General features: G+C 71.1%; 22 protein-coding genes and 1 riboswitch. Of the genes, 7 read left to right on the top strand and 15 right to left on the bottom strand.

The annotated features are described in order from the left end of the window. Positions 1-54: 54 nt before the first annotated feature. From PQI07_RS34395 to PQI07_RS34375, 5 genes are all read right to left on the bottom strand, one after another. Positions 55-1,221 (bottom strand): MFS transporter, encoded by a 1,167-nt coding sequence (locus PQI07_RS34395; protein WP_274929086.1) that lies wholly within the window; start codon positions 1,219-1,221, stop codon positions 55-57. A 37-nt stretch (positions 1,222-1,258) separates the two neighbouring features. Continuing rightward, positions 1,259-1,516, bottom strand: a complete 258-nt coding sequence (locus tag PQI07_RS34390) for a hypothetical protein (protein WP_043352044.1) — start codon at positions 1,514-1,516, stop codon at positions 1,259-1,261. A gap of 150 nt (positions 1,517-1,666) precedes the next feature. After that, positions 1,667-2,782: an alpha/beta hydrolase gene (locus tag PQI07_RS34385; RefSeq protein ID WP_274929085.1), complete on the bottom strand. Its 1,116-nt coding sequence runs from the start codon at positions 2,780-2,782 to the stop codon at positions 1,667-1,669. 124 nt (positions 2,783-2,906) lie between these two features. After that, entirely contained in the window at positions 2,907-4,187 is a 1,281-nt protein-coding gene (locus tag PQI07_RS34380) for an App1 family protein phosphatidate phosphatase (protein WP_274929084.1), read from the bottom strand. A 21-nt stretch (positions 4,188-4,208) separates the two neighbouring features. After that, complete coding sequence (locus PQI07_RS34375; protein WP_043352051.1) at positions 4,209-4,607, bottom strand: DUF3775 domain-containing protein; 399 nt, start codon at positions 4,605-4,607, stop codon at positions 4,209-4,211. 330 nt (positions 4,608-4,937) lie between these two features. Here PQI07_RS34375 and PQI07_RS34370 point away from each other — a divergent pair, with 330 nt between their 5' ends. Both PQI07_RS34370 and PQI07_RS34365 read left to right on the top strand, forming a co-directional pair. Beyond that, on the top strand, positions 4,938-6,389 hold the full coding sequence (locus tag PQI07_RS34370) for a hypothetical protein (RefSeq protein WP_251982325.1): 1,452 nt from the start codon (positions 4,938-4,940) through the stop codon (positions 6,387-6,389). A 60-nt stretch (positions 6,390-6,449) separates the two neighbouring features. Next, positions 6,450-7,772, top strand: coding sequence for an HlyC/CorC family transporter (locus tag PQI07_RS34365; protein WP_043388750.1), 1,323 nt, complete (start codon positions 6,450-6,452; stop codon positions 7,770-7,772). A 219-nt stretch (positions 7,773-7,991) separates the two neighbouring features. On the opposite strand, the gene PQI07_RS34360 is transcribed toward PQI07_RS34365, so the two are convergent. Continuing rightward, complete coding sequence (locus PQI07_RS34360) at positions 7,992-9,380, bottom strand: aminotransferase (RefSeq protein WP_043388754.1); 1,389 nt, start codon at positions 9,378-9,380, stop codon at positions 7,992-7,994. 136 nt (positions 9,381-9,516) lie between these two features. Here PQI07_RS34360 and PQI07_RS34355 point away from each other — a divergent pair, with 136 nt between their 5' ends. Then, entirely contained in the window at positions 9,517-10,050 is a 534-nt protein-coding gene (locus PQI07_RS34355; protein WP_043755954.1) for a hypothetical protein, read from the top strand. A 304-nt stretch (positions 10,051-10,354) separates the two neighbouring features. Further along, complete coding sequence (locus PQI07_RS34350) at positions 10,355-10,846, top strand: glutathione peroxidase (protein WP_274929083.1); 492 nt, start codon at positions 10,355-10,357, stop codon at positions 10,844-10,846. 23 nt (positions 10,847-10,869) lie between these two features. On the opposite strand, the gene PQI07_RS34345 is transcribed toward PQI07_RS34350, so the two are convergent. From PQI07_RS34345 to PQI07_RS34320, 6 genes are all read right to left on the bottom strand, one after another. Beyond that, complete coding sequence (locus PQI07_RS34345; protein ID WP_162494518.1) at positions 10,870-11,028, bottom strand: hypothetical protein; 159 nt, start codon at positions 11,026-11,028, stop codon at positions 10,870-10,872. Between the two features lie 299 nt (positions 11,029-11,327). After that, on the bottom strand, positions 11,328-12,119 hold the full coding sequence (locus PQI07_RS34340; RefSeq protein WP_043755958.1) for an ATP12 family chaperone protein: 792 nt from the start codon (positions 12,117-12,119) through the stop codon (positions 11,328-11,330). Positions 12,120-12,165: 46 nt separating this feature from the next. Next, entirely contained in the window at positions 12,166-12,831 is a 666-nt protein-coding gene (locus tag PQI07_RS34335) for an HAD-IA family hydrolase (protein WP_043352067.1), read from the bottom strand. 147 nt (positions 12,832-12,978) lie between these two features. Next, complete coding sequence (locus PQI07_RS34330) at positions 12,979-13,269, bottom strand: hypothetical protein (protein WP_446721009.1); 291 nt, start codon at positions 13,267-13,269, stop codon at positions 12,979-12,981. A 734-nt stretch (positions 13,270-14,003) separates the two neighbouring features. Beyond that, positions 14,004-15,410, bottom strand: coding sequence for an RluA family pseudouridine synthase (locus tag PQI07_RS34325; RefSeq protein WP_274929082.1), 1,407 nt, complete (start codon positions 15,408-15,410; stop codon positions 14,004-14,006). Positions 15,411-15,552: 142 nt separating this feature from the next. Continuing rightward, a complete protein-coding gene (locus tag PQI07_RS34320) occupies positions 15,553-15,987 on the bottom strand; it encodes an NUDIX hydrolase (RefSeq protein WP_427902289.1) in 435 nt (144 codons plus the stop codon). Positions 15,988-16,126: 139 nt separating this feature from the next. After that, positions 16,127-16,319, top strand: a riboswitch (cobalamin riboswitch). Between the two features lie 284 nt (positions 16,320-16,603). On the opposite strand from PQI07_RS34320, the gene PQI07_RS34315 reads away from it, so the two are divergent. Together PQI07_RS34315 and PQI07_RS34310 are read left to right on the top strand one after the other, a co-directional pair. After that, the gene (locus PQI07_RS34315; protein ID WP_274929080.1) at positions 16,604-18,787 is read left to right on the top strand and encodes a TonB-dependent receptor; all 2,184 of its coding nucleotides are present in this window, start codon (positions 16,604-16,606) and stop codon (positions 18,785-18,787) included. Beyond that, entirely contained in the window at positions 18,781-20,238 is a 1,458-nt protein-coding gene (locus tag PQI07_RS34310) for a PepSY domain-containing protein (RefSeq protein WP_274929079.1), read from the top strand. Before PQI07_RS34315 ends, PQI07_RS34310 begins: the two co-directional genes overlap by 7 nt. 162 nt (positions 20,239-20,400) lie before the next feature. On the opposite strand, the gene PQI07_RS34305 is transcribed toward PQI07_RS34310, so the two are convergent. Next, complete coding sequence (locus PQI07_RS34305) at positions 20,401-22,479, bottom strand: TonB-dependent receptor (protein WP_446721014.1); 2,079 nt, start codon at positions 22,477-22,479, stop codon at positions 20,401-20,403. Between the two features lie 250 nt (positions 22,480-22,729). Here PQI07_RS34305 and zigA point away from each other — a divergent pair, with 250 nt between their 5' ends. Continuing rightward, positions 22,730-23,953, top strand: a complete 1,224-nt coding sequence (gene zigA / locus PQI07_RS34300) for a zinc metallochaperone GTPase ZigA (RefSeq protein ID WP_274929078.1) — start codon at positions 22,730-22,732, stop codon at positions 23,951-23,953. A gap of 10 nt (positions 23,954-23,963) precedes the next feature. Here zigA and PQI07_RS34295 read toward each other — a convergent pair whose 3' ends face one another. Beyond that, positions 23,964-24,539, bottom strand: coding sequence for a MarR family winged helix-turn-helix transcriptional regulator (locus PQI07_RS34295; protein ID WP_078947309.1), 576 nt, complete (start codon positions 24,537-24,539; stop codon positions 23,964-23,966). A gap of 135 nt (positions 24,540-24,674) precedes the next feature. Further along, positions 24,675-25,064 (bottom strand): response regulator, encoded by a 390-nt coding sequence (locus PQI07_RS34290; protein ID WP_020093672.1) that lies wholly within the window; start codon positions 25,062-25,064, stop codon positions 24,675-24,677. Between the last annotated feature and the right edge of the window lie 52 nt (positions 25,065-25,116).

Here is a 25,116-nt window from a genome sequence, read left to right as displayed (position 1 = left end):
CGGGCGGGTCCGTTCCGGGTCCGTACCACAGGCCCGGGAAAAGAACCCGCCGCTTCAGCGATCCCGCAGCCCCGGCACCAGCGGCAGGGCCGCGAGACTCAGGGCCGCCATCGCCCAGAATGCGGAAGCCCCGAACGACCCGTAGAGTGCCCCGGAGGCCAGGGTCGCGGCGACGCCGGACAGGCCGAGGCCCAGGGTGCCGTAGAGGGCCAGCGCGGTCGTCCGGAGGTCGGCCGGCGTGGTGGCTTCGATGAGCCCGAGGCAGGCAAGGTGCAGGAGGGCGAAGCTCACCCCGTGCAGGGCCTCGACGGCGGCGAGCCATGGGATCGCGGTCGTGGAGCCCAGCACCGCCCAGCGTACGGCCCCCGCGCAGGCCGCGGCCGCGACGCCTGCCGCAGGGCCGATCCGCGCCAGCAGGGGCGGCCCGACCAGCAGGAAGACCAGAACCTCGGCGGCCACCGACACCGACCAGAGGAGGCCCGCGGTGGCCGGCGCGATCCCGGCGGAGCGCCACAGGATCATGGCGAAGCCGTCGTGCATCGCGTGGGCGCCGATCACCAGGGCGGCGACCAGCACCGTGCGGCGGAAACGCGGCAGCGCGATCAGGGCAGCGAAACCGTGCCACGGCGCCCCGGCCCGGGTCGTTCGGGCCCGATCCGCCGGCAGCGCCAGGGCCGACGCACCGGCGGCGAGGAACAGGCCGCCGCTCGCGACGAGGGCGGCGGCGAGGCCGAAGATCTCGATCGACCAGCCCGCGGCGGCAGTGCCCGCGATGAAAGCGGCCGAGCCCGCGCCACGGATCCAGCCGTACTGGAACGCCGCCCCACCCCGCGCGGCGGCCAGGGCCAGCGCGTCGGCGAGCGGCGCCGGGGCCGCGGTGCCCACCGCGTAGAGCAGAGCCGGGGCGATCAACTGCGCCAACCCGACGCCCGGCAGATGCGCCAGGGTGCTGAGCCCCGCCAGCGCGAGACTCGCCGCAAGAATGGATCTGCCGGCGCGATGGCGGTCGGCGAAGGCACCGGCCAGCGGCCCGATCGCGAGGCGCAGCGCACCCGCGGCGGCGAGAAGAAGGCCGATCTCAGCCGGCGTCAGGCCACGGGCCGCCAGGAAGCCCGGCAGGATCGGCGACAGAACGCCATAGGCACCGTAGAGCGCCGCATACAGGACGAGGAACCGGGAGAGCCCGCCACGTCGTTCCGCCCCTGGCGCCCGCTTCTGCATGGGCGGAACGTAGTCCGGCAGGCCTCCCGAAGTCAGGTCAGCAGGGGCGACGGACGGCGTAGCGGTAGCGCCGCCCTTGCGCGTCGAGCAGCTCGCTGTCGGGACCTTCCTGCCAGACGACTTCGTCCTCGGGCCCCGCCGCGTTGGTCAGGGTCGCCCCACGGACGATGTCGAGGCTGAGGCCGAACCCGTAATTGGTGGCGGTCGCGTCGGTGATCGCGGCCGTGATGTCGGCCTCGTCGGGCAGGCAGGCGAACAAGACGCCGTCGGCGATGGCGAGGGTGTAGGTTTGCACGGATGGGCTCCAACAGGCTCGAAGAGCGTGGACCGGCACGGGAGCGCCCAAACCTAGGCATCGCCACCGGGATGTGAAGGCTTCCCACCGAATTGCTGCATTGCACCATTTCGTGAGGACAAGCCCCGCGCAAGCCCGCCGCGCCGCGTCTCACCGCCCCAGATGGCTATCGAAGAACCGCGCCATCTCGCCGAACACCTCCTTGGTCTCCGGGGCGTCCGGGGTGAAGAGGTACTGGGCGTGGGACATGCCCTCGAACACCTGAAGGGACGCCTCGATCCCGGCGGCGCGCAGCTTCCGATGGGTGCGCACGGTGTTCGACAGGAACAGGTCGCGGGTGCCGGTGATCAGGATCGCGGGCGGCAGGCCGGCGAAATCGCCATAGATCGGCGAGAGCTGCGGGTCCTTCAGGTCCCGACCGGCGGCGTAGAGCTTGGCGGCCGGCGTCAGGTAGCCGGAATAGCTGACGAGGACGTTGTCCAGCCACTCGTTGGTCCGGTAGCTGTCGCCGGTCTCGGTCATGTCGGACCAGGGCGTGCCGAGGCCGATCGCCGCCGGCAGCGCGAGTCCCTCGGACTTGGCGCGGAGCATCAGAGCCAGGGTCATGCCGCCGCCCGTGGAGGTGCCGAACACCGCCATGTTCTGAGGCTTCTGCATGGTCAGCATGGCGCGCCACACGGCGGTCGCGTCGTCCATGGCGGCGGGGTAGGGGGCATCCGGCGGCATGCGGTAATCCACCGCGATGACCTTGTAGCCGCCGAGGCCGGCCATCAGGATCGCCTCCAGCGTGCCGGACTCGCCGGGATTGTAGACGTAGCCGCCCCCGTGGATGTGCAGGAGCAGGCGGTTGCGGTTGGCCTCGGGCATCTGCCGGGGCTGGATCACGAAGGCCTTCACGCCGCCGATCACGGCGGCCTCGCTGGTGACGCCGAGCTTCTCACGCAGGGCGGGGAGGGCGGCGGCGCCGGCGGCGGCCAGCCGGTCGACCAGGGCCTTCCAGGCCGCGGCGTCCGGCGGGTTCGCGTTCCAGGCCGGCACGCGGTAGGGCGCCGCCACTGCCGTGCGGAATTGCGGACTCGTCGTGTCGGCGGGCACCGGCACGACCTTGGCCGGTACCGTCCGTGGCCCCGGCGCGGCATTGGCCGCCCCGATCTCGGCCTCGAGCTGCTCGAAACGGGGAACTGGCCTCTCGGCGGGTGCGGCCTGCCCGAGGGCGGCGTGGGTTCCGCAGGCGATCATCAGCAGCGCGGACAGGCTCAGGCGCATCTCGGTTCCTCCTGGGCAGCCCGGTCTGCGGACCCGTCTCGGCGGGGGCCGGCTGCGTGGATCCATGAAGTATCCGACGGGGCGGAGCGCGACAGCGGCCCCGGTTACGATCACGGCTGTGCGTTCACGCTTCGAGGCGCGGCAGTGCAGCCGGGGTGGCCGGCTCGACCACCAGGGTCGCCGGCACGGCGCCGTCACCGGCCAGCGCCTCGGCGATCGCCTCGGGGGCGATCGGGTCCTCCGCGGCAGAACCGGCGAGATCCGGCGTGATCCGGGCGGTCTCCCGCCGTGTATCGGTCTCCGCCGCGGCGTGCTCGTCGGCGACGCCGGCCACCGCCTCGGGGGCGATCAACCCGATGGCCGCCGCATGCTCGGCCATGGCGACGCTGTCGCCGGCCAGCACCAGGCTCGATCCGGCCCGGGCGACGGCGCCGGCGAGGCGGACGATCTCCTCGACCCGGGCCGAGTCGCGGGACACGTTGCGGATGTAGACTGCCAGCACCCGCCCGGGATTCTCCTCGACGATCTGCGCGTAGACCTCCGGATCGTGCTGGCCGCTGTCGCCGATCAGCACGAAGGGCAGATCCCGGTAGAGGGCGAGCATGTGGCGGATCAGCGCCTGCTTGTGGTCGGTGGCCCGGCGCGGCAGCGGATGCGTCCAGGACAGGCCCCATTCCCTCAGGAACAGCACCGGCCCCGCCGGAATGCCGTGGCGCTGGAAGAATTCCGACAGCATTTCGTAGAGGCCCCAGGGGGCCCGGGAGACGTAGAGCATCGGGTTGCCCTCGCCGCCGCCGGCGCCCGCATGCAGGGCCCGGTAGAGGGCGGCCACACCCGGGAAGGCGACCCGGCTCTCGGCATCCTCCACGAACAGGCGCCAGAGCATCGTCAGCTTGTTGGCGACACCGGTGCGCATGACCGTGTCGTCGATGTCACTGACGACGACGACACGGCACTGGTCGGGCGGGATGAACACCGCGCCCTCGGCGGGGATCGGCGGGTCGGCGTCGAGGAGGAGGTCGACCGCGTGCCACTCCCCCGGCGCAGCCGGTCGCGTACGCGGGTGCAGGTGCAGACGGAAATAACCGTCGCGGTCGGTCTCGACCCGGACGGCGTCGTCGCCGAACCGGGCGGTCACGGCGGCTCCGGCAATCGCCCGCCGGGCGATGCGGCGCCGCAGGTCGCGCCATTGCGCCCGCAGGGAATCGGGATCCTCGCCGGGGATCCCGGGCGATTGCCGGAAGACGCGGCCGATCAGGAATACCTCATCGCGTGAGCCGTAGCCGCGGTACGGCTCGACCACGAGGCCACCCGGTCCCTTGCCGCCCCGGCCCTGCGCCCGGCGGACCGGCCGGGTGAGGACCCGCAGCGCCTTGGTGGCGCCCCTGCGCACGCGTGAGGCCATGGACCGGCCGCTCCCGGGCGCTCAGGCCTGCGGCAGTTCGGGGCTGAGCCCCATCGCGTCGAGGCCCTCCTCCAGCAGATCCCCGGCGTCGGGCGAGCCCAGCAGCTCCCGCACGGCGCCCTCGCCAGCGGCCTCGCGCTCGCGGGCGAAGCGCACGGCCTCGCTCCACTCCTCGGGCTCCATGTCGCCGCGTCCGATATAGAGAAGGGCGAGCAGCTCGGCCCGGGAATCGTCGTCGAGCCCGGCGATCAGGCCCCGGACCTCGGATTCCGTGGCGTCGTCGGTGCCGGAGGTCAGGACGTCGGTGGACCCGTCGTCGATCGGGTTCGAGCCCGAATCCGGATCGGTGTTGCCCTCCTTCACCTCGATGGCGCGCAGCCGCATGACGATGTCGGTGACGGTTTCGACGGCGATATCCATGCGCTGATCTCCGAACGCTGACAGGAGCGGCCAAGCGGGGCCCTCAAGCCGCGACAACGGACGAGCGGGCCCGGGGTTCGCCCCATCCCCATCGAAGGCGCTGTGCGTGGTCCGCGCCACTTCCCGGTTCGACCACCGTAGGATAGAGCCTGCGAGACTATTTCGATAACCGGGTCAACATCGGCGATAGACGTGGTTTCTATAGAGTCTGCTGGAACATCCTTCGCCGATACCACCGTCTCCTGCGTACGCGACTCAAGGTCTCGGCGCTCGGCCGGGCGCCGCTGGCACGTCGGCGCCCTCGCGGGGCTCTGCGGAGTGGCCGGATCCGTGCTGCTTGGACCAGACCCCGCCGAGGCCAGGCCCGCGAGCTACGAGGGCAGCGCGCCGAGCTGCTTCCTCACCGGCGGCGGCGCCCTCGAGATCTGCCGGGATGGCTCGGAGGCCGAGGGCGTCCTGATCGCGCCGGCGCCCTGCGCGTTCGTACGCGGCGTTCAGCTCCTGCGGCTTGCCCGTTCCGAGGCACCGGGCCCGATCCAAGCCCTGTTCCAGGGGCAGACCCCGGTGGCATCCCGACGGGACGAGCCCTGCCCGGAGCGCCGCGCCACGGACAGCCGGGATGGGGGCGCCCTGCGCACCGGGCGGACCTTCGAGGCCTTGGTCACGACGCTGCCGCCCACGGCCGACCGGTTCTGGGTCGACCTGCCAGAGCAGAGCACGCGGGCGCGCGGCTGGTCCGAACCGACACCGACGGCTGAGGGGATCGGCCCGCGCGACCCGATCGCGGTGACGGGCCGCACCTGGGCCGGGGAGGCCTACAGCTACGTCTTCCTGCTCGGGCAGGAGCGCGTGGGCGTCACCGGCGGGGACGATGCCGAGACCGAGCGCCGGGGCCGCCGTCGGCGCCGGCGAGCGGAGCAGGACGCGCCGGCGTCCGGCCCGGCCGATGTCCGCCGCCGCGTGCAGATCGAGGCCCGGACCCTCGATTTCCAGACCTTCGAGATCCGCACCCGCACCGCGGACGGGTACGGCCTGGCCTGGACGCCGTTCGAGGCCGGCGCGGGCCGCGGGCGGCGCAGCGACCCGCCCGCCCCCGCCGCGGTGATCGACGAGGCGGGCAAGCCGGTGACCTCGGCCTGCACGGCCCCGGCCTTCGAGACCCACGGGCTCGCCGGTTCGATCAGCGTCGTGGATCGCACCTATCACTACGTCTACACCGACGTGCTGCCCGAGGATTGCGGCCTCGCCCCCGAGAAGCGCCGCACCGGGCTCTTCCTGCGCACCGCGCAGGACCTGTCCGGGGCGAAGGTCTGGTCGACGGCCCGCAAGCTCGCCGGGCCGCTGCCGCCCGGGTCCCTCGTGCGTGTGGCCCGGGCCAAGGGCTTGCAGCGCTGGGCGGTCTCCTACACGTGCCAGCGGCCCGCCAACGCGCCGGGCGGCCCCGTGGCGGACATCTGCCTCCAGTACACCGCAGACATGAACCTCGACGGCATCGGCGCCCTCAAGCTCTACGCCGATCCGGTCGAAGCCGGCCGCTCGCCGGCCTATCTCGGACTGCGCTCGGGGGGCGACGGCAGCGGCCGGTACGATCGGAGCGCGCATTTCTGGATGACGGACGCGGAAGGCAACCTCGACACGCCGGCGATCTATCCGAACAAGGCCGGGTTCCTGACCTGGCTCGACCGGCTCGCTCCGACCGCCTCCGGCCGCGACACGTCGAGCCTCTACGGAAGGCCCGTCTACTGGGCGACGTGGACGGTGCGCCAGATCGGCGCGCAATAAGTCGCGGGAGGCGCTATATGGGCGGCCGACAAGCCGCGCGCGGCGTGCCTGACGGACCCGATGGAAACCCATATCGACCTGTGGTTCGCCGCGAGCATCGTGGCGATCTCGTTGCTCCTCTCGGCTTTCTTCGCGGGCGCGGAGACGGCCTTCACGGCCGCGTCGCGGGCGCGGATGCACGCCCTCGAACAGGCGGGCGACCCGCGGGCCGCGATCGTCAACCGCATCCTGGCGATCCGCGAGCGCTTCATCGGCGCCATGCTGATCGGCTACAACATCGTGGCGATCGGCGCCTCGGCCTTCACCACCAGCGTGCTCACCGCGCTGTTCGGCAAGAGCGGCGTGATCTACGCCACGGTCGGCATGTCGGTGCTGGTCATCGTGTTCGCCGAGGTGCTGCCGAAGACCCTCGCCATCTCCAAGCCCGACAAGGCGGCGCTGCTCACCGCCCGGCCGGTGGCCTTCGCGGTGGCGCTGATGGGCCCGCTGGCCATCGCCATCGAGCATCTCGTGCGGCTGATGCTGAAGCCGTTCGGCGTCACCATCGGCGAGCACCAGTCGATCCTCACCGCCGCCGAGGAGCTGCGCGGGCAGGTGGCGCTGATGCACCGGGAGGGGGGCGTCGCCAAGGCCGAGCGCGACATGCTGGGCGGCCTCCTCGACCTCTCGGACCTGTCGGTCTCCGACGTCATGGTCCACCGCACCAAGATGCGGGCGATCGACGCCGACCAGCCCTCCGAGGACATCGTCCGCGCGGTCCTGTCCTCGCCCTATACGCGCATGCCCCTGTGGCGCGGCACGCCGGAGAACATCGTGGGCGTGCTCCACGCCAAGGACCTGCTGCGGGCGCTCGACGCGGCGGGGGGCGACGCCTCGGGCCTCAAGGTCGAGGCGCTCGCCCTGGAGACGTGGTTCGTGCCGGGCACCACGTCCCTGCGCGCCCAGCTTAAGGCCTTCCTCACCAAGAAGACCCACTTCGCCCTGGTGGTCGACGAGTACGGCGAGGTGATGGGCCTCGTGACTCTGGAAGACATTCTGGAGGAGATCGTCGGCGACATCGCCGACGAGCACGACGTCACGGTCTCGGGGGTGCGCCCGCAGGGGGACGGGTCGGTGAACGTCGATGGCGGCGTGCCGATCCGCGACCTGAACCGCGCGATGGACTGGAAACTCCCCGACGAGGAGGCGACCACGATCGCGGGCCTCGTCATCCACGAGGCCCGGACCATCCCGGATCAGGGGACGGCCTTCAACTTCCACGGCTTCCGCTTCCAGGTGCTGCGGAAGGCCAAGAACCGGATCACCACGCTGCGCATCACGCCGCTGACGGCGACCGGGCTCCAGGCCACCGCTCAGCCGGACGCGCAGCGCGACGCGGTGTGATGCCGCGTCCGGGCGGCGGCTTCGACGCCGCCGCGTCTGCGCGCACAGCGAAGCCGTCCGGGGGCGCGATGCTGATGGACCTCGCGGCGTGCCGGGTCACGTCGCGCCACGCAAAATGACGGAGCGCGCGTCTTCGACCGGAATGCGGGTGCGGCACCGGGTCCGGACGACGGTTTTCCCGCCGTCCGTCTGAGGTCCATCCGCGCCCGGCCGCGCGCCTCAGCCCGGCATCGCCTCCAGCCCCTCGGCGCGGATCCAGTCCCGGGTGCGGTCGAGCGCCCGGCCGAGCCGGTCGAACAGGGCATCGATCTCATCCGGCGCGATGATCAGCGGCGGGCAGACCGCGACGCGGTCGCCGGCAAGCGCCCGCACGATCAGACCTTCGCCCTGCGCGAAGGCGACGCAGCGCGCAGCGACGCCGGCCTTGGGGTCGTATTGCCGCTTGGTGGCCTTGTCGGCGACGATCTCCAGGCCGCCGATCAGCCCGATGCCCCCGGCCTCGCCCACGAGGTCGTGCCCGGCCAGCGCCGAGAGGCGACGCTGGAACTGGGGTGCCTTCTCGGCCGCCCCCTCGATGATGCGGTCGCGGCGATAGATCTCGATGGCCTTCAGCGCCACGGCCGCAGCCACCGGGTGTCCGGAATAGGTGGTGCCGTGGCCGAAGGTGCCGATCTTCTCGCTCTGGCCGACAAGCGCTTCGTAGAGCGGTTCGTCGATGCTCACGCCGCCGAGCGGCATGTAGGCCGAGGTCAGGGCCTTGGCGAAGGAGATCGAATCGGGCCGGGCACCCAGCGCCTCGCTGCCGAACCACGTGCCGAGCCGTCCGAAGCCGCAGATCACCTCATCGGCGATGAAGCGGACCTCGTATTTCGCCAGCACCGCCTGGATCGCGGAAAAATAGCCCCGCGGCGGCACGATCGCGCCGCCCGCGCCCATGACCGGCTCGGCGATGAAGGCCGCCACCGTGTCCGGCCCCTCCCGCAGGATGGTCTCCTCCAGTTCGGCGGCGAGGCGCGCGGAATAGGCCTCCTCGCTCTCGCCCGGCTCGGCGCCCCGGTAATGGTGGGCGGCGGAGACGTGCAGGAAGCCCGGAAGCGGCAGGTCCCAGTCGGCGTGATTCGCGGCGAGCCCGGTCATCGACGCACTGGCGACCGTCACGCCATGGTAGCCCTTCTGGCGGGCGATGATCTTCTTTTTATTCCGGCGCCCGAGGGCGTTGTTGTAATACCACGTGAGCTTGACCTGCGTGTCGTTGGCCTCGGATCCCGAAGACGTGAAAAAGATCTTCGAGGTCGGAACCGGCATCAGCTCCTTGAGCGTCTCGGCGAGTTCGATACCCGGATCGTGGCTGCGGCCGGAGAACAGGTGCGTGAAGGGCAGGCGCGCCATCTGCGCCCGGGCCGCCTCCACCAGCTCGGCGTTGGAATAGCCCAAGGCCGTGCACCACAGGCCGGACATGCCCTCGATATAGGGACGCCCCTCGGTGTCGTAGACATGCACACCCTCGCCGCGCTCCAGAACCAGCGGACCGATCTGTCGGTGCGTCGACAGGTTGGTGTAGGGGTGGAGAACGGTTTCGACGTCGCGGGTCGCGAGATTCGAGAGCATGGTTCGCAAGGTCCTCGTGCGAGGGTCACCGCCGCCACACTACCGACCCGATGCCCCGGCAGGTAGCCCGAAGGACCCGCGGCCGGCCGTTACCGGACGCATGCCGCCCGCGACCGCCTCTGTTGACGCCCGACCGATGCTCAATCCGGAAACGTTCGTCGCACAACCCGCCCCCGGCCGCGCCTGCGGCGCCTGCACGCTCTGCTGCAAGGTCTACGACGTACCCGCGGTGGAGAGCGTGGCCGGACAATGGTGCCGGCACACCAGGGCCGGCCAGGGCTGCGCCATTCACGCCACCCGGCCCGACCATTGCCGGGCATTCCACTGCCTCTGGATGACGGAAGGCTGGCTCGGACCGGAATGGAAGCCGGATCGCGCCAAGATGGTGCTGAGCCTCGACCCGCTCAGCCGCAACATGAACGTCCAGGTCGATCCCGGCCAAGCGGGCGCGTGGCGGCGCGAACCCTATTACGGGCAGCTCAAACGCTGGGCCGTCGCCTCGGTGCCGCTGCGGCGGCACGTGCTGGTCCACGTCAACAAGAGCACCACCGTCGTCCTGCCGGACCGCGATGTCAGTCTCGGAGTGGTCGGCGCCGACGAACGCATCGTCACCACCGACCGCATGACCCCGCAGGGCCCGAGCTTCGACGTCCGGAAAGTCCCGGCCTGAGCCCATCGGCCCGGACCGGAGGAGCCCACTCTCAGGGGCTCATGAACACGTGACCGCTCCGTTTCAGCACTCCGGGTCGGACGCCCGTCAGCCAGGCGGATTGCCTGTCCCGCAATCCGGTGCCCGGCGCCTCCGGCACCGTGGATGCGCCCCGGACGAGGAAGCGACAGCGCGGCATCCCCACATCCCGGTCGGGCGCGGAGGGGAGGCGGGCTCCACGCGCCGCCGGCGCCGCCGCGGCGCGGTCGCGATGAGATGATGCGCGCGTCTTGCGGAACCGGCCGGTTTGCTCAAGTGATCGGGCATGACGACAGTTCACGATCTCAGCGTGTCCGCGGCCGACGGCACGCCTTACCCGCTCGCGCAGCATCGCGGACAGGTGCTGCTCATCGTCAACACGGCCTCCCGCTGCGGCTTCACCCCGCAATATGAGGGCCTGGAGGCGCTGTGGCGCCGATACCGGGAGGAAGGTCTGACGATCCTGGGCTTCCCCTGCAACCAGTTCGGCGCCCAGGAGCCGGGCGACGCCACCGAAATCGCGCAATTCTGCTCGCTGCGCTACGACGTGAGTTTCCCGGTCCTCGCCAAGATCGCGGTGAACGGGCCGGATGCCGATCCGCTCTACGCCCATCTTACCCAGGCCCGACCGGGGCTGTTCGGCACGCGGGTGGTCAAGTGGAACTTCACCAAGTTTCTGGTGGGTCGTGACGGCCGGGTCATCGCCCGTTTCGCGCCCGGGACGAAGCCCGCGGCCCTGGAGGCGAAGATCCGGGCGGCCCTGGCCGCGCCAGCCTGAGCCGCGTCGGCGAGACCCGGGCGTCAGACCGCGTCGAGATCCGCCGCCTCGGAGGCGGGAACGCGGCGTCGGTCGACCCGCTCGCGAGCCCGCAGCACCGTCCGCAGGGACGCAACCGGGAAGGGGCGCACCGACTCGCGCAGGATGCCCGTCAGGAAGCGGATCTCGGCGATCTTGCGCAAGGTCAGGTCGGGGGCACCGGCGCTCTTTGCCCTGCGTTCGAGGTCCGAAAGAGCGTCGAAGAGCGCGTATCGCGCGGGTAGATCCCGGAACGATTGCTTCGAGGCAATCAGCGTCGCCAGTTCGCCTTCAAATCTGCATCGGACAGGCTGATCGGAACGCATTGTCGTCTCGAACACAATGTGCGCCGACCGTAAAACAGTGTTCGCGGCTTGTCAGCCGTTGAAGCCGACCGGGCGCCGCGAATGCCGGATTGTTGCCCAATTGCATCTGCGCGACCGACCGGATTTCCGGTCTCGGCTCAGCCTTCGACACCGACGAACGCGGCCGCCGCCTCGAACTCGATCCGGCGCGCCGCGAGGCGTGCTTCCGCCTCCGCGTCGCGCCCCCAGACGGCAGCCTGGTAGGTCTCGTCGACGTGAGCGGCGTCCCAGGCTTCCGCCGGGGCCAGGCGGCCACGCAGCACCGCCAGCGCGATCAGAAGGGAGCCGGTCAGGGTGGTCAGGGTGTGCAGTCCGGCCAAACGGAACGGATCCGTCACCGCATTCACCGCCGTGGAGAGGGTCTGGATCGTGTCGGCGGGCTGCTCGACATGCATGACGCCCTCGCTCAGGATCACCCGCGCACCGAACTCGTCCCGCGCCCAGGCGAGGATCGGGTCCCAGGCCGCCGCCTGCGCCGCCACGAGGCGCTCCGGGTCACCAGCGCGGTAGGCCACGAGATCGGTGCCGGCATAGGCGCAGAGATCGGCCGCCACCGCAGCCAAGCGGAGCGTGACGCCGTCGATCGCCGTGTTGGCGAGCCGCGTCAGCGGCATCTGTGCCGGGTCGATCGCAGTGTCCTGGGCCGCCCATTCCGCCGCGACCCGCTCGGCCAGGGCGCGGCTCGGGAGCCGCAGCGGGTTGCGGGCCGGCGTGTTGGCCGGACGTCCGTCCAGGGTCAGCCGGAATCCCTCGGCCTCCTCGGAGAAGCCGGCCTCCGTGTAGAACCGCCGGGGCAGGGCGGGCTTGGAATGGCCCCGGGCCGCACGGATCGGGTCGGGCCGCGCGCCGTCGCCCGGTTCGCCGAGCCAGTCTGTCGTCTGATCGCTCATGGACGCGAGATAGGCGTTTCCGGCCCGGCGCGCGAGCCTTTCGCCATCAGCCGCCCGTCGCGAGGCCCTCGAGAAGCAGCACCTCCAGCGCAGCGGCCGTCGGGACGACCGTCACGGCCCCGGCCCCGTAGAGCGCGTCCGGCGGATGATACCCCCAGGCGACCCCAATGGCCGTGGCACCGGCCGCCACGCCCATGGCGATGTCGAAGGTCGTGTCGCCCACCATCACGGTCGCCTCCGGCGCGCAACCGGCCTCGCTGATCGCCTGCCGCAGCATGGTCGGGTCCGGCTTGGACGGCGCGTCGTCGGCGCTCTGGGTCGTGGCGAACCACTCCGCCCAGCCGTGATGCGCGATCAGCCGGTCGACGCCGCGCCGCGACTTCCCCGTCGCGAGGCCGATCAGCACATCCCCACGGTCATGGAGCCGGGTCAGCAGGTCGGCCATCCCGGGGAACAGCGGTTCCTCATGGGCCGGATCGAGCCGCAGGCGGTTGTAGGCCTGCTTGTAGCTCTCCGAGAGTTCCGCAACGGGGCCGTCCTCGCCGACCAGACGCCGGAAGGCCTGCGGCAGTGACAGGCCCACCACGGACAACGCCTCGCGCCGCCCCGGGGCCGGCAGGCCATTCTCCGCGAAGGCCACCTCCTGGGCCGCCACGATCAGGTGCTGGCTGTCGACGAGGGTGCCGTCGACGTCGAAGACGACGAGCCTCATCGCCGACGACGCGCCAAAGGCGGCCCCGACGGCGCGGATGGGCGGATGTCGGACTCGGTCACGGCTTCCGGCCCGGCTGTGCCGGCGCGGCCGCGGCGGGCTGACCGCCGGGAACCCGGGTCCGCTCGTAGCCGAGCCGGCAGCGGATCAGGAAACGCCGGCGCTTGCCGCCGCGCAGGCCGCGCTGGTGCGAGGCGCGATTGCAGGCCGCATAGGAACGCCGGCGGCGCTCCGCGCGGGAGTTCGGGGCCGGCGCTGCGCGGCCTGCGTGGGCGCCGCATTCGCGGCGGGAGCGGCGGGCGGATGCGGCGACGCCGCCTCGGCCGGATGGGCGCCGTTCGCGGTCGGCGCCGCCTTGGCTGCCTCGCCCGGTGCGGCGTGCGCGATCGGCCCGGTGAGGCACAGGGCGGCGAGGCAGGCCAGCATCGCGAGCTTCATATGTCAGGGTCTCGAACCGCCGGAAACTGGCCCCGCAGCGGATCGGCGGGGCGCGGGCAGCATATGAGGCGGCACGGCCGATTGCCAAGGCATGCGCGGCACGGCCCGCCCCGATGACGGTCCACTTTCACCGGGGATACCGCAGCGCACATCTCCCGCGACAATGATTTGGGGATGGAAGGGGGATCCGGCGATGGGGCTCCTGCGGCTGCCCGCTTTGATGCGCGAAACCGACCTCTCACCGGAGACCGAGACCGCCTCACGCGCGGTCCTCTAAGCGGGGATCCCGCCATCCGGCGCGTCGCGTCGCCGCAGTGGCACCTGGGCGATCGTTTGAACCGAACGCAGGCGCCCGTCTTCGTTGCACCCTGCGTGCCGGCACGGCGGCGCAGGCGCGACGGACCGCCGGAGCCATCATCCCTATCCGCCAGCGAAGCTTGCAGGAGCCTCGACCGGACGGGCGATCGTCCCGTCGATGCATCCGGGCCGGGTCGAGGATACCGGCATCGAGACGCGCATTCGGCCGAAGGGCGACGGGCAGGGCGAAGCGGTTCTCCTGCCCGACCCGGGTCGTGGCGGCAGCTCAGGAGGTCCGGCGCGGACTCGACCAGGCGCGGCACCGTCGCGACGGCATCCCGGGCGCGGCCCCGACGGCGATCGGCGGGTCGCGCCGCAGGGCGGCGGCCGGAAGTCCCGGACGCCCTGACGAACCCGGCCGTGCCCTGGCTGCCCGCTCAGGCTTCCGGGGCCTCGACGATCGGGTCGTAGCGGGTGGCGTCGAAGCCCAGCAGGTTCCAGCTCTGCGCCATGTGGGGCGGTAGCGGCGCGCTCACGTCCACGGGCTTGCCGGTGCGCGGATGCGGGATGACGATCCGGCGGGCGAGCAGGTGCAGTCGGTTCTGGATGCCCCCCGGCAGCTCCCAATTCTCCACGGAGAAGTATTTCGGGTCGCCGACGATCGGGTGGCCGATATGGGCCGCGTGGGCGCGCAGCTGGTGCGTCCGTCCGGTCACCGGCTTGAACGACAGCCAGGACAGCTTCTGGGCGGCCTGATCGACCATCGCGTAGTAGGTCAGCGCGTGGCTCGCCCCCTCGTCGCCGTGCTTGGCGACGCGCATCCGCGCGTCGGCGTCGGTGGGCTCCTCCTTGGCGAGGTAGGTCGAGACACGCCCCTGCCGGACCCGCGGCACGCCCGCGGTCAGCGCCCAGTAGATCTTCCGCGCGGCCCGGGAGCGGAAGCTCTTGGCGAGCGTCGCGGCGGCGAGCCGGGTCTTGGCGACGATCAGGCAGCCGGCCGTATCCTTGTCGAGCCGGTGGACGAGCCGCGGCTTCTGGCCATCCGGGCCGGTGAGGGCGGCGAGCAGGCCGTCCACGTGCCGGACCGTCCCCGAACCACCCTGGACCGCGAGGCCGAAGGGCTTGTTGAGGATCATCATGTCGGCATCCTCGTAGAGGATGAGCGACCGGATGAATTCGGCATCGTCCTGCTCGCGGGCGGCGTTGCGCGGGCGCTCGGAGGGCTGGTCGAGGCGCAGCGGCGGCACGCGCACGCTCATGCCCGGCTCCAGCCGGTCGTTCGGCTTGGCGCGCTTGCCGTCGACGCGCAGTTCGCCCTTGCGGACGATGGTCTGCACGCGGGTGAAGGGCAGGAGCGGGAAACGCGCGGTGAGGAAGCGGTCGATCCGCATGCCGGCCTCGTCCGGCTCGACCATCAGGGTCTGCACCCCGGAGGCGAGGGTCGCGGAGGCGGCCGCGCGCTGCTCGCGGCGGGTCGGACCGGGTGTCGGCGCGGGGGCAGGGGCCGGGGCAGGCCCAGGGGCCTCCGAGCGCTTGGAAACGGGCCGGCTGCCGGGCTTCGCCGCCAGCGGACCGCGCGGCGCGGCGGCGTCGCGCCGCGGCTTCGCGGGCCGGGCCGGGGCTGCGGCTGCGGCGCCCTGCGCACCCCAGGGATCGCGCGCACCCGCATCGTCGCCGCGATTGCGGGCCGCGCGCTCTGCAGCGTCGCGGGCGCTGGTGCGCGGGCCCGTGCGGGCACGGCCGTCGGCCTGGAACTTGCCGGGCTTGAACTTGCCCGCATCGAACTTGCCGGCCTGAGGCTTGCGCCCCTTCGGCCCGCCGCTTTTGGGAGGTCGTGTCGTCATGCTTCCGCCGGCACCCGTCTCCGCTTCGGACGGAGCGTCCGGGCGCATGGGCCGCGGCGTCGCGGACGTCCGGACCGATGGGATTGCACGGCTGTAGCATCGCCCGCGCGCAGCGGCAAAGGCGGCAGCGCGATCGCGCCCGTCAGGGCTCCGCGTCCCACGCCGCGCGGAGCCAGGCCTTCAGGCCGGTCGGGAAGAGTTCCGGCCCGCCCGGGACGTCGAGCCCGTCGAGATCGCACCACCGCGCCACGCAGGCGGTGCCGCAATCCTCGTGGAAGACGAAGCGCTCCTGTCCGTCGAACCGGCCGGGCGGCAGGGCGACCGGGAACAGGAACAGCACCTCGTGCCCGACCTGCCCCTCGTGCAGGAAGATGTTCTCCACGACGCGCGGGCCGCCGAGCACCGTGACGGTGATGCCGAGCTCCTCTTCGAACTCCCGGATCAGCGCGTCCTCGGCCCTCTCACCGAACGCAACGCTGCCACCGAGGGGCCGGACACCTGTCAGCCGCCCGTCATCCGCATGGATCTCCGCCACCAGCAGGCTATCGCCGCGCCGAGGGAGCCCCAAGGCCTTCACGCGGATCTCCGCAGGGGGACGCCAGACCGTCATGCCGAACCGGCTAGATCGTTCCCGACGGCGCCGCAACGAACCGGCGGGCCGCCGCGTCGATCCACGACAACTCCCGGACGTGCGGTTGACGCCCGGACGCACGACGGCCAAGCTGTTCCTCGACGGTTCCCCTCGGGGATCAAAAGGGAACGCGATGAGGGGTCCGCCCCGAAGCCGCGGCTGCCCCCGCAACTGTAAGCGGCGAGCCCTTCACCACCACGTCACTGGGTCACCCCGGGAAGACGGTGCGAGGGCGGCGACCCGCGAGCCAGGAGACCTGCCGTCAGCCGTGGTCACACGCGAAACGCGCCGGGCGGGGTGTCCTGGCGGGTGTCGAGGCGCCGTCAATCCCGAGGGGAGGCGGCCGCCGAGGCCTCGTTCGCGGTGACGTGCCACAGCAAGCGCGCCCGCGACGCCGTTCCCATGTCCGTCTCCACCGTTTCGCGACCTGCGATCCCTGTTCCGGGGGGCCTCCGCGCACCCGTTCAGGCTCAGGTTTCCAGATGGTCGAGGCATTGTAATGTTATTACAATGCTTATAGGACAAAGGGGCCGGCGCGCGCCGTGCACGGACCGCTTCCCCCATGCTTCTCTCGATCCATCGCGCCCGCTCCGGCGGGCCGGCTCCCCTCTGCGGCGTTCTCCTCGCGCTCCTCGCCAGTCCGACCGCCGCCCAGGAGGCCGTCACCCTGGATGAACTCGCCGTGGCCGGCGCGGGCGGAGACCCGAACCACGCTGCACCGAACGGCCTCAATTTGCGCACCCCCGACCGGACCGCGAGTCGCCTCGGTCTGACGCCGCTGGAGACGCCGGCCAGCCTCGACATCGTGTCGGGTGAGACCGCGCGGCTGCGCGGCCAGGATACGATCGCCGAAGCCGTGACCCAGGACGCCACCGGCATCACCACCATCGCGGCACCCGGCAACGGCAACGGCGCCTTCACATCCCGGGGCTTCGCCGGCCCGAACTCGATCCAGCAGCTCTACGACGGCACGCGCTTCTACGTCGGCGCCAACACGGTGACCTTCCCGTTCGACACGTGGAACGTCGAGCGGATTGAGGTGCTCCGCGGCCCGTCTTCGGTGCTCTACGGCGACGGCGCCATCGGCGGCGTAATCAACGTGGTGCCGAAGAAGCCGGTCTTCGTGCCGATCAACGCCGCCCGCGCCGTTGTCGGCACGGATAGCGTCGCGCGCCTTGCGTTCGATTCGGGCGGTGGAATCGGTCAAGCGGAGTTCGGCGACACCTTCGCGTATCGCCTCAACGTCAGCGGCAATCGCGCCGACGGCTGGATCCGGCCGGAGGGCGATTTCCGCAACCTCGCGGTCTCGGCCGCCCTGCTGTTCCGGCCGAGCGCCGATCTGGCGTTCACCCTGAGCCACGATTTCGGCTACCAGGAGCCCGCCCGCTACTGGGGCACGCCGCTCGTCGAGGGACGGATCCCGGATCTCATCCGGTTCAACAACTACAACGTCCGGGACGCGAAGATCACCTGGGCCGACAACTGGACCCAGCTCAAGACCGAATGGTCGCCCTCGGCCGACATCACGATCCGCAACACCGCCTACCGGCTCACCAGCCGGCGCCACTGGCTCGACGTCGAGCAATATTCCTACAACCGCGGCACCGGGCTGGTGGACCGGGGCGACTATCTGGAAATCTACCACAGCCAGGAGCAGGTCGGTGACCGGCTCGACGCGACGTTCCGGGGCAGCCTGTTCGGCTTGCCCAACCAGTTCGTGGCCGGGTTCGACGTGAACCACATCGACTTCCGGCACACCAACAACTTCTACTTCGACCAGCCCACGAGCGTGCCGCTCGTCGGCTACGATCCGGGCCTCTTCCCGCAGAACGGGCGAGCCCGTCCGGCCTACGCCACGCAGACGAGCCAAGCCTCGGTCTTCGCGGAGGACCGTCTGATCCTGTCGGACAAGCTCTCGTTCCTCACCGGCGTGCGCCTCGACGTACCGACGCTGAATCGGGAGGACCTGCAGACGGGATCGCGGTTCGAGAAGACCTACCGGGCGCTGGGCTACCGGTTCGGCCTCGTCTACAACCCGACGCCGGACAGCGCGCTCTACGCCCAGTACAGCTTCGCCACCGACCCGGTGAACAGCCTGATCACGCTGAACCAGTCGCTGGCGGGCTTCAAGCTCGCCACAGGCGATCAAGTCGAGATCGGCGCCAAGGGTCTTGCCTTCGACGGTGCCGTGGAATGGACCATCGCGGGCTACCGGATCGTCAAGGACAACCTGATCTCGGCAATCCCCGGCCAGCCGACGCTGTCCACGCAGGTGGGGAGCCAGTCCTCGCAGGGATTCGAGCTGGCCTTGGGCTGGCGCTTTGCTCCGGGCTGGCGGCTGGACGGCAACCTCGCGCTGCTGCACGCGCAGTACGACCGGTTCGACCAGACTGTGAACGGCGCCACCGTGTCGTATGCCGGCAATCAGCCGATCGACGTGCCGGAGCGGGTGGCCAACCTCTGGCTGACCTGGGACGTCTACCGCGACTGGATCGCGCGGGTCGGGCTTCAGAACGTGGGGCAGGTCTACAGCGACTTCGGCAATACGGCGCGGCGCCCGGCCTACAACCTCGTCAACGTGGTCCTCGACCATCAGGTCACGGCGGAGTCGCGCCTGTCGCTGCGGGTCTACAACCTGTTCGACAAGGTCTACGCGATCAGCGGCAATGCCGTGAACGGGGTCGGGACCAACTGGCTGCTCGGGCGGCCGCGCTCGGTCGAGGTCGCCTACACGGTGACGTGGTGAGCCTGCCGCGGCGGCTCGGCAAGGCGGGACGGCGCTGGCTGCTGCTGTTCCACCGCTGGGCCGGGATCGCCGCGGGGCTGTTCTTCGCCCTGTGGATCGGCTCCGGACTGGTGATGCTCTACGTGCCGTTCCCGGCGCTCACCGGGGCCGAGCGCCTGGACCGACTGGCACCGATCGCCTGGGAGCGCGTCGCGGTGGCGCCCGACGACGCGCTGCGGGCCGGCGGTCTTGCCGGCGTGCCGGCGGCCTTCGCCCTGGAGATGCGCGGTGCGGAACCGGTCTACCGGATCGCCGACCGCGAGGGACGCCGGGCCACGGTCTCGGCGCGGACCGGGGAGCGGCTCGGCCCGCTGACGCCCGAGGATGCGTTGCGTCTCGCGGCCGAGGGGATTCCGGGCGCACATGTCGATCCGGTCGAGCGGGACCAGTGGACCGTCACGGCCCGGTACGATCCGCTCCGGCCGTTCCTGAAGGTCGTCCTCGACGATGCGGCCGGGACCGAGCTCTACGTGTCTCAGGTCACCGGCGAGGTCGCCCTCGACACGACCCGCTTCGAGCGCGGCTGGAACTGGGCCGGCGCCGTGGCGCATTGGATCTACCTGACGCCGCTGCGCGCCCGGGCCGATCTGTGGCGGACGGTCCTGCTGTGGCTGTCCGGCTTCGCCGCCCTCGGGGCGCTGAGCGGCCTCGCGATCGGGATCTGGCGCCTGCGCCTCCGCCGCCGCTACGCGGGCGGGGCCGTCACGCCCTATCGCGGTCTCGCCCGCTGGCACCACCTGTTCGGCCTCGCGGGCGGAATCGGACTCAGCACCTTGATCCTCAGCGGCTGGATTTCGATGAACCCGAACCGCTGGTTCTCGTCGAACGCTTCGCCCGCCGAGATCCGCGCCGCCTATGCCGGACAGCCCGCCCCCCTCGGCCTCGACGCCGGAGCCCTGCGGGGCTTCGCAGAGGCCGGAACCCGCGCGCTGCGCTTCGCCGCCATCGGCGGGTCTTGGTGGATCGTCGCCGACACACCGGCGGGAGCCCGGAGCCGCAGGGCGGATGACGGCACGCTCCTCGATGCCGCCGCTCTCGCGCGGGCCGCCGGTCCGGCCCTGCTCGGCGGATTACGGACGGCAGAGACCCTGACCGCCTACGACCTGTACTGGTATCCGCATGGGATCGACCCACGGCCGCTTCCGGTGCTGCGCCTGCGCTTCGCTGATCCGGACGCCACGTGGCTCCACGTCGATCCCCGGGACGGGACCATCCTCCAGCGCCTGGATCGCTCCGGCCGCATCAACCGCTGGCTGTTCGACGCCGCGCACCGCCTCGATCTGCCGGGGCTCAGCGGCAACCGCTCGCTCCACGATGCCGCCCAATGGGTCCTGAACCTCCTGGCGGCGGGGATCGCGGTCACCGGTCTGGTCGCGGGCTGGCGCCGCCTGCGCCGCGTTCTGTCGGCCTAGGAGGCCGGCCGAGGCTCCCGGTGCCCGACGCGGCCGATCACGCTCGGTTGGTCGTCACGCCGAAAGCGCAGTGACCCGGTGCCCGCCGACAGCGCGACGTCCGGCGCAGCCCTGGATGGCTTCGCCGCTCGCGCAAGGACGGCGCCGCGGCGGCCGCAGCGTTCAGAACCGCGCCGTCAGGAACAGCCGCACGTTCCGCTCCGGCAGCAGGATCTCGTCCTTCTTGAACGAGGTCGAGTTGCGGATGTCGTCGTTCAGGAGGTTGCGGCCCTGGACGCCGAGGGTGATCGCGCTCGCCCCGTAGACCGCGGGATCGACCGCCTTGGTGTAGCTCAGCTCGGCCCGCAGGTCGTCGTAGCCGGGCGTGGGCGTCTCGTAGACCGCCGTGGCGTCGTGGCTGAAGGCGTGGATGAGGTTCACCCGCGCGAACCATCCGTCGGCCCGCAGGTAGACGCCGCCGCCGAGCCGGTAGGGCGGGATGCGCGGCACGTTGGTGCCGTTGTCGAACTGGGCGCGGACGAAATCGAACTGCCCCTCGATGCCGGCGAAGCCGTTGCCCACCGGCAGGAGGTCGTACTGGCCGATGATCTCGGCGCCGTAGAAGGTCGCGTTCTGCTGCTGATAGACGATCTGCCGGTTGTCGGTGCCGACACCGCAGGAGGCGAAGTCGTCGTCGCACGTCAGCCCCGTGTAGTTGCGGTAGATGAAGCCGGTATAGCGCGTGAAGTAGCCGGTGGCGTCGAGGCGGAAGGGTCCCTCGGCCCGCCGGATGCTGGCCTCGACGGTCCGGGCGCGCTCCTTCTTGAGGTTCGGGTTGCCGATCTCGAAGGTCGCGGTGGCGTCGTGGGGCCCCTGCGAGAACAGCTCGTAGCCGGTGGGTCCGCGCTCGACATAGGAGCCGGTGAGGCTCGCCACGAAGCCGTAGGGCAGATCCTGCAGGGCGCCGATACTGGCGCTCTTCGGCGCGAAGCGGCGGGTCCGGGCGTACTGGAACGGCTCCTGCCCGTCGACCGGCACGTAATCGCTGGGGAACTGCGCGGCCGTACTCGACAGCCGATCGACCTCGTAGCGCCCGGCCGCCTGCAGACGCGTGCCCGGACGCAGCTCCAGCTCCTCGAACAGGTAGACCGCGTTCGCACGGGACTCGGTCTTGGGCAGGAACGATTCGAGCTGCGTGTTGATCACACGCCGGTCCGACTGGAAGCCGAGCGCGCCGGTGAGCTTGCCGAGATCCGTGAAGACCGGGACGTGCTGGAGTTCCAGGCGCCCTTCGGCCTCCCGGTTCTTGAAGATCGCCTGGACGCCCTCGATCCCGTCCTCGCCGATGCCGACCTCGTTGTGGCGATAGACCGAGTAGCCCGCCCAGTAGCGGATCACCTCGAAGGGGCCGTCGAGGGGCCGGTACTCGCCCCGCGACAGCACCCGATCCTGGTTCGGGGTCAGCCGGGTCCGGTCCTGCTCCGCCACGCCGCCGGGGATCGCATAGATGGCGTCGTAGTGGCTGAAGGAGATGCCGACGAAGCCGCGGTCGCCGATCGCCGAGATGCCGACCGCGCCGCCCTGCGACTCGTTGTAGGAGTTGCGCTGGATCCCGCCGGGGATCGCGTAGCTGTCGTTGGCCGTCTTGAAGCCGTCGGCGTGGACCGCGATGCCATCGCCGCCGGCATCCACCGTGGCGGCCCCGAGCCGGCCGTTGTCCACGCTGGAGAAGCCGGTGGTCACCTGCCCCTGCACCCCGTTCGCCGGAATGAAGGTCGGCACCCGGTTGTTGTCCGCCGAGACCACGCCGCCGATGGCGCCGGAGCCGTAGCGCAGGGTCGCGGGGCCGCGGATCACCTCGATCCGGTCGGCCACCAGCGGATTCACCGGCACGGCGTGGTCCTCGCCGAGGTCGGACACGCCGCCGTTGACGATGCCGTTCTCCTGGATGCGCACCCGGGCATTGTCGAGACCGCGGATGATCGGCCGTGAGGCCGCGCCCGGGGCGTAGGACGTGCCGGAGATGCCAGGCCTGTCGAACAGGGCGTCGCCCAAGGTCCGGGGCTGATCGCGCGCGATCTGCTCCTGGGTGACCACGGTGACGGGGGAGAAGGTGTTGGTCGCCACCGGCAGAACGCCGATCGGGACCGCCGCGTCGGCGATCGGCGCGGTGCGCGGGGCCTGGATCGGGCTCGGACTGGTGACGCTGATCTCGTCGAGGGTGACGGCCTGCTGGGCCCGGGCAACCGACGGAGCCAACATGCCGGTGCAGACGGTCGAGGACAGCATTGTGCCGGCAAGGAAGCGGAGGCGACGCAGGCGGGACATGGAGACTCACATAGTGTTATACTGTTTCAGTGTCGCGGACCTCGGGTCAGGTGCAAGGTGTAATCCCGCGCCACCTCGACACGCTTGAGAAACGTTACATCGTTGCAACAGCTTCGCCGGGTCCCGCCGCTGCGGCGCGTTTCACTGCCTTGACTTTGAAATGTTATAACATTTTGATTGCGGCATGACACAGCCCGATCGCCGCCTGCCCGTCACCGTTCTGTCCGGCTTTCTCGGAGCCGGCAAAACGACGCTGCTCAATCATGTTCTGAACAACCGCGACGGCCGCCGGGTGGCGGTGATCGTGAACGACATGAGCGAGGTCAACATCGATGCCGACCTCGTCCGCGCGGGCGGAGCCGACCTGTCCCGGACGGACGAGACCCTCGTCGAGATGACCAACGGCTGCATCTGCTGCACCCTGCGCGACGATCTGCTCGCCGAGGTCCGCCGCCTGTCGGAGACCGGGCGGTTCGATTACCTGCTGATCGAGGGCACCGGCATCGCCGAACCGCTCCCGATCGCGTCGACCTTCTCGTTCCGGGACGAGGCGGGCCGCTCCCTGTCGGATCTGGCCCGGCTCGACACGATGGTGACCGTGGTCGACGCGGTGAACCTGCTGAAGGATTACGGCTCGGCCGCGTTCCTGCGTGAGCGCGGCGAGACCGCGGGCGCCGAGGATACGCGCACGCTCGTGGACCTGCTCGTGGAGCAGATCGAGTTCGCCGACGTGGTGGTGATCAACAAGGCGCACGACGTCTCACCCGAGCATCTCGCGCTGGTCCGCTCGGTGGTGCGCGGCCTGAACGCCGACGCCCGCATCCTCGAGACCGATCACGGACGTGCGCCGCTCGCGGAAATCCTCGACACCGGCCTGTTCGACGAGGAGAAGGCGCAGCAGCACCCGCTCTGGTTCAAGGAACTCTACGGCGCCCACGCGCACGTACCGGAGACCGAGGAATACGGCATCGCCTCCTTCGTCTACCGGGCCCGGCGACCCTTCGACCCTGAGCGCTTCAACGCCTTCGTCAACGCCACCTGGCCGGGCCTGATCCGGGCGAAGGGCCATTTCTGGCTGGCGACGCGGCCGGATTGGGTCGGCGAGTTCTCCCTGGCGGGGGCCGTGGCCAGGGTCTCCGCGATGGGGTTCTGGTGGTCGGCGGTGCCGCGGCGGCGCTGGCCGGAGGCGCCCGAGTTCCGGGAGCGCCTGCATACGGTCTGGAGCGAGGTCTGGGGCGACCGGCGCCAGGAACTGGTCTTCATCGGATCCGGGATGGACCGCGTCGCGCTCATCGCCGCGCTCGATGCCTGCCTCGTGGACACCGGCCCGGGTCGCGCACCTTTCGATCCCGCGCCCTACCGCGAACTGCCGGATCCGTTCCCGGCCTGGCGCCGGGCCGCGGCCTGAGCCCCGCCGGTCAGGCCGGCAGGCCCTCCGTCTCGTCCTCGGCCTCGATCTCGGCATCGGCCTCCGCCACCTGACCGGAGGCACCGGCTGCCTCGGCGAGGCCGCGGGCGGCCTTGCGCAGGAGCTTGCGCAGGCGTCGGCGGTCGGTCTTGTCGAGGTGGTCGAGCAACTCGGCCTCGACCTCTTCCTGGATCCGCTCGATCGCCTCGGCCTTGGCCATGCCGGCTTCCGTGAGCTGAACCCGGACCACGCGGCCATCGCCCGACTCGGCCCGGCGCTCGACGATGCCGAGGGCCGCGAGCCGCGTCACGGTCTTGGACGCGGTGGGCGGCCGCACCCGCAGCAGCGCCGCGAGATCACCCATGGTCATGGTGCCGGCCGCGGCCAGCGCCTGCACCACCTGTTCCTGGCCGGCGAAAAGCCCCAGCTTGGCCAGCCGGTCGCCGGTGCGGGCGCGGTGCAGGCGCGCCGCCTGCACCAGCGCCCAACCGACGCTGCGGACGCCGGGCGGCCGCATCTTCTTGGACGTGTGGCCGAGCACGGCCGTAGCTTCGTCCTGATGATCGCGCTTCTGCTTGTCGCCCACCGGAGCGCCCGAATTAATGCCGGCGGCCGCCGGACGATCCTGAAACTGCACCGTCCACCCCCGTCGCGCGGCCGCTCCGGTCCGTGTGGCGCTGGCCGGTGACGGTGCGATGACGGGGCCGACGTGAAGGTCGGATCAGCAGTGCATGAGGCGCTGAAGACGGTCCAGGATATCCTCGCCGGTGCAGGGCCGGGCGATGAACTCGGCATGCTCGGGCATGCGGGCCGGATCCGGGGCCGCGCGCCCGGAGACGATCAGGATCGGCAGTTGCGGCCGCGCCTCGGCCACGGAACTCGCCAGATCGAACCCGTCGGTCTTTCCCGACAGCTGCACGTCCGTGACCAGGCCGCAGATGTCCGGGCGCGCCTGCAGGATGCTCAGCGCGCGCTCGGCCGAGGCGCACTGAACGGTGTCGTAGCCGCCTTCCTCCAGCACGTCCCCGAGGTCCATGATCGTCAGCGCCTCGTCCTCGACGAGGAGGATTACCGGCCGATCGCCGCTCGAACCCGTCTGCTCGCTCGCCACTGTGTACTCCCTTTGGCAGCGTCCGGCCGCGCGGGCCGCCGCACGCGTCTCC

It is taken from the genome of Methylobacterium sp. 092160098-2 (genome assembly GCF_028920805.1).
GTDB classification, from domain to species: domain Bacteria; phylum Pseudomonadota; class Alphaproteobacteria; order Rhizobiales; family Beijerinckiaceae; genus Methylobacterium; species Methylobacterium fujisawaense.
Note: the sequence above shows the minus strand (reverse complement) of the source record. Positions and strands in the feature narration are given on the sequence as shown.

Bases quoted from the DNA above. Each gene is read 5' to 3' on its own strand.
- PQI07_RS34335 (WP_043352067.1), bottom strand. From the start codon at position 12,831: ATGAGGCTCGTCGTCTTCGACGTCGACGGCACCCTCGTCGACAGCCAG.
- PQI07_RS34360 (WP_043388754.1), bottom strand. From the start codon at position 9,380: ATGCTCTCGAATCTCGCGACCCGCGACGTCGAAACCGTTCTCCACCCC.
- PQI07_RS34375 (WP_043352051.1), bottom strand. From the start codon at position 4,607: ATGGATATCGCCGTCGAAACCGTCACCGACATCGTCATGCGGCTGCGC.
- PQI07_RS34325 (WP_274929082.1), bottom strand. From the start codon at position 15,410: ATGACGACACGACCTCCCAAAAGCGGCGGGCCGAAGGGGCGCAAGCCT.
- PQI07_RS34385 (WP_274929085.1), bottom strand. From the start codon at position 2,782: ATGCGCCTGAGCCTGTCCGCGCTGCTGATGATCGCCTGCGGAACCCAC.
- PQI07_RS34315 (WP_274929080.1), top strand. From the start codon at position 16,604: ATGCTTCTCTCGATCCATCGCGCCCGCTCCGGCGGGCCGGCTCCCCTC.
- PQI07_RS34380 (WP_274929084.1), bottom strand. From the start codon at position 4,187: ATGGCCTCACGCGTGCGCAGGGGCGCCACCAAGGCGCTGCGGGTCCTC.
- PQI07_RS34355 (WP_043755954.1), top strand. From the start codon at position 9,517: ATGCTCAATCCGGAAACGTTCGTCGCACAACCCGCCCCCGGCCGCGCC.
- PQI07_RS34395 (WP_274929086.1), bottom strand. From the start codon at position 1,221: ATGCAGAAGCGGGCGCCAGGGGCGGAACGACGTGGCGGGCTCTCCCGG.
- PQI07_RS34350 (WP_274929083.1), top strand. From the start codon at position 10,355: ATGACGACAGTTCACGATCTCAGCGTGTCCGCGGCCGACGGCACGCCT.
- PQI07_RS34340 (WP_043755958.1), bottom strand. From the start codon at position 12,119: ATGAGCGATCAGACGACAGACTGGCTCGGCGAACCGGGCGACGGCGCG.
- PQI07_RS34305 (WP_446721014.1), bottom strand. From the start codon at position 22,479: ATGTTGGCTCCGTCGGTTGCCCGGGCCCAGCAGGCCGTCACCCTCGAC.
- PQI07_RS34365 (WP_043388750.1), top strand. From the start codon at position 6,450: ATGGAAACCCATATCGACCTGTGGTTCGCCGCGAGCATCGTGGCGATC.
- PQI07_RS34330 (WP_446721009.1), bottom strand. From the start codon at position 13,269: ATGAAGCTCGCGATGCTGGCCTGCCTCGCCGCCCTGTGCCTCACCGGG.
- zigA (WP_274929078.1), top strand. From the start codon at position 22,730: ATGACACAGCCCGATCGCCGCCTGCCCGTCACCGTTCTGTCCGGCTTT.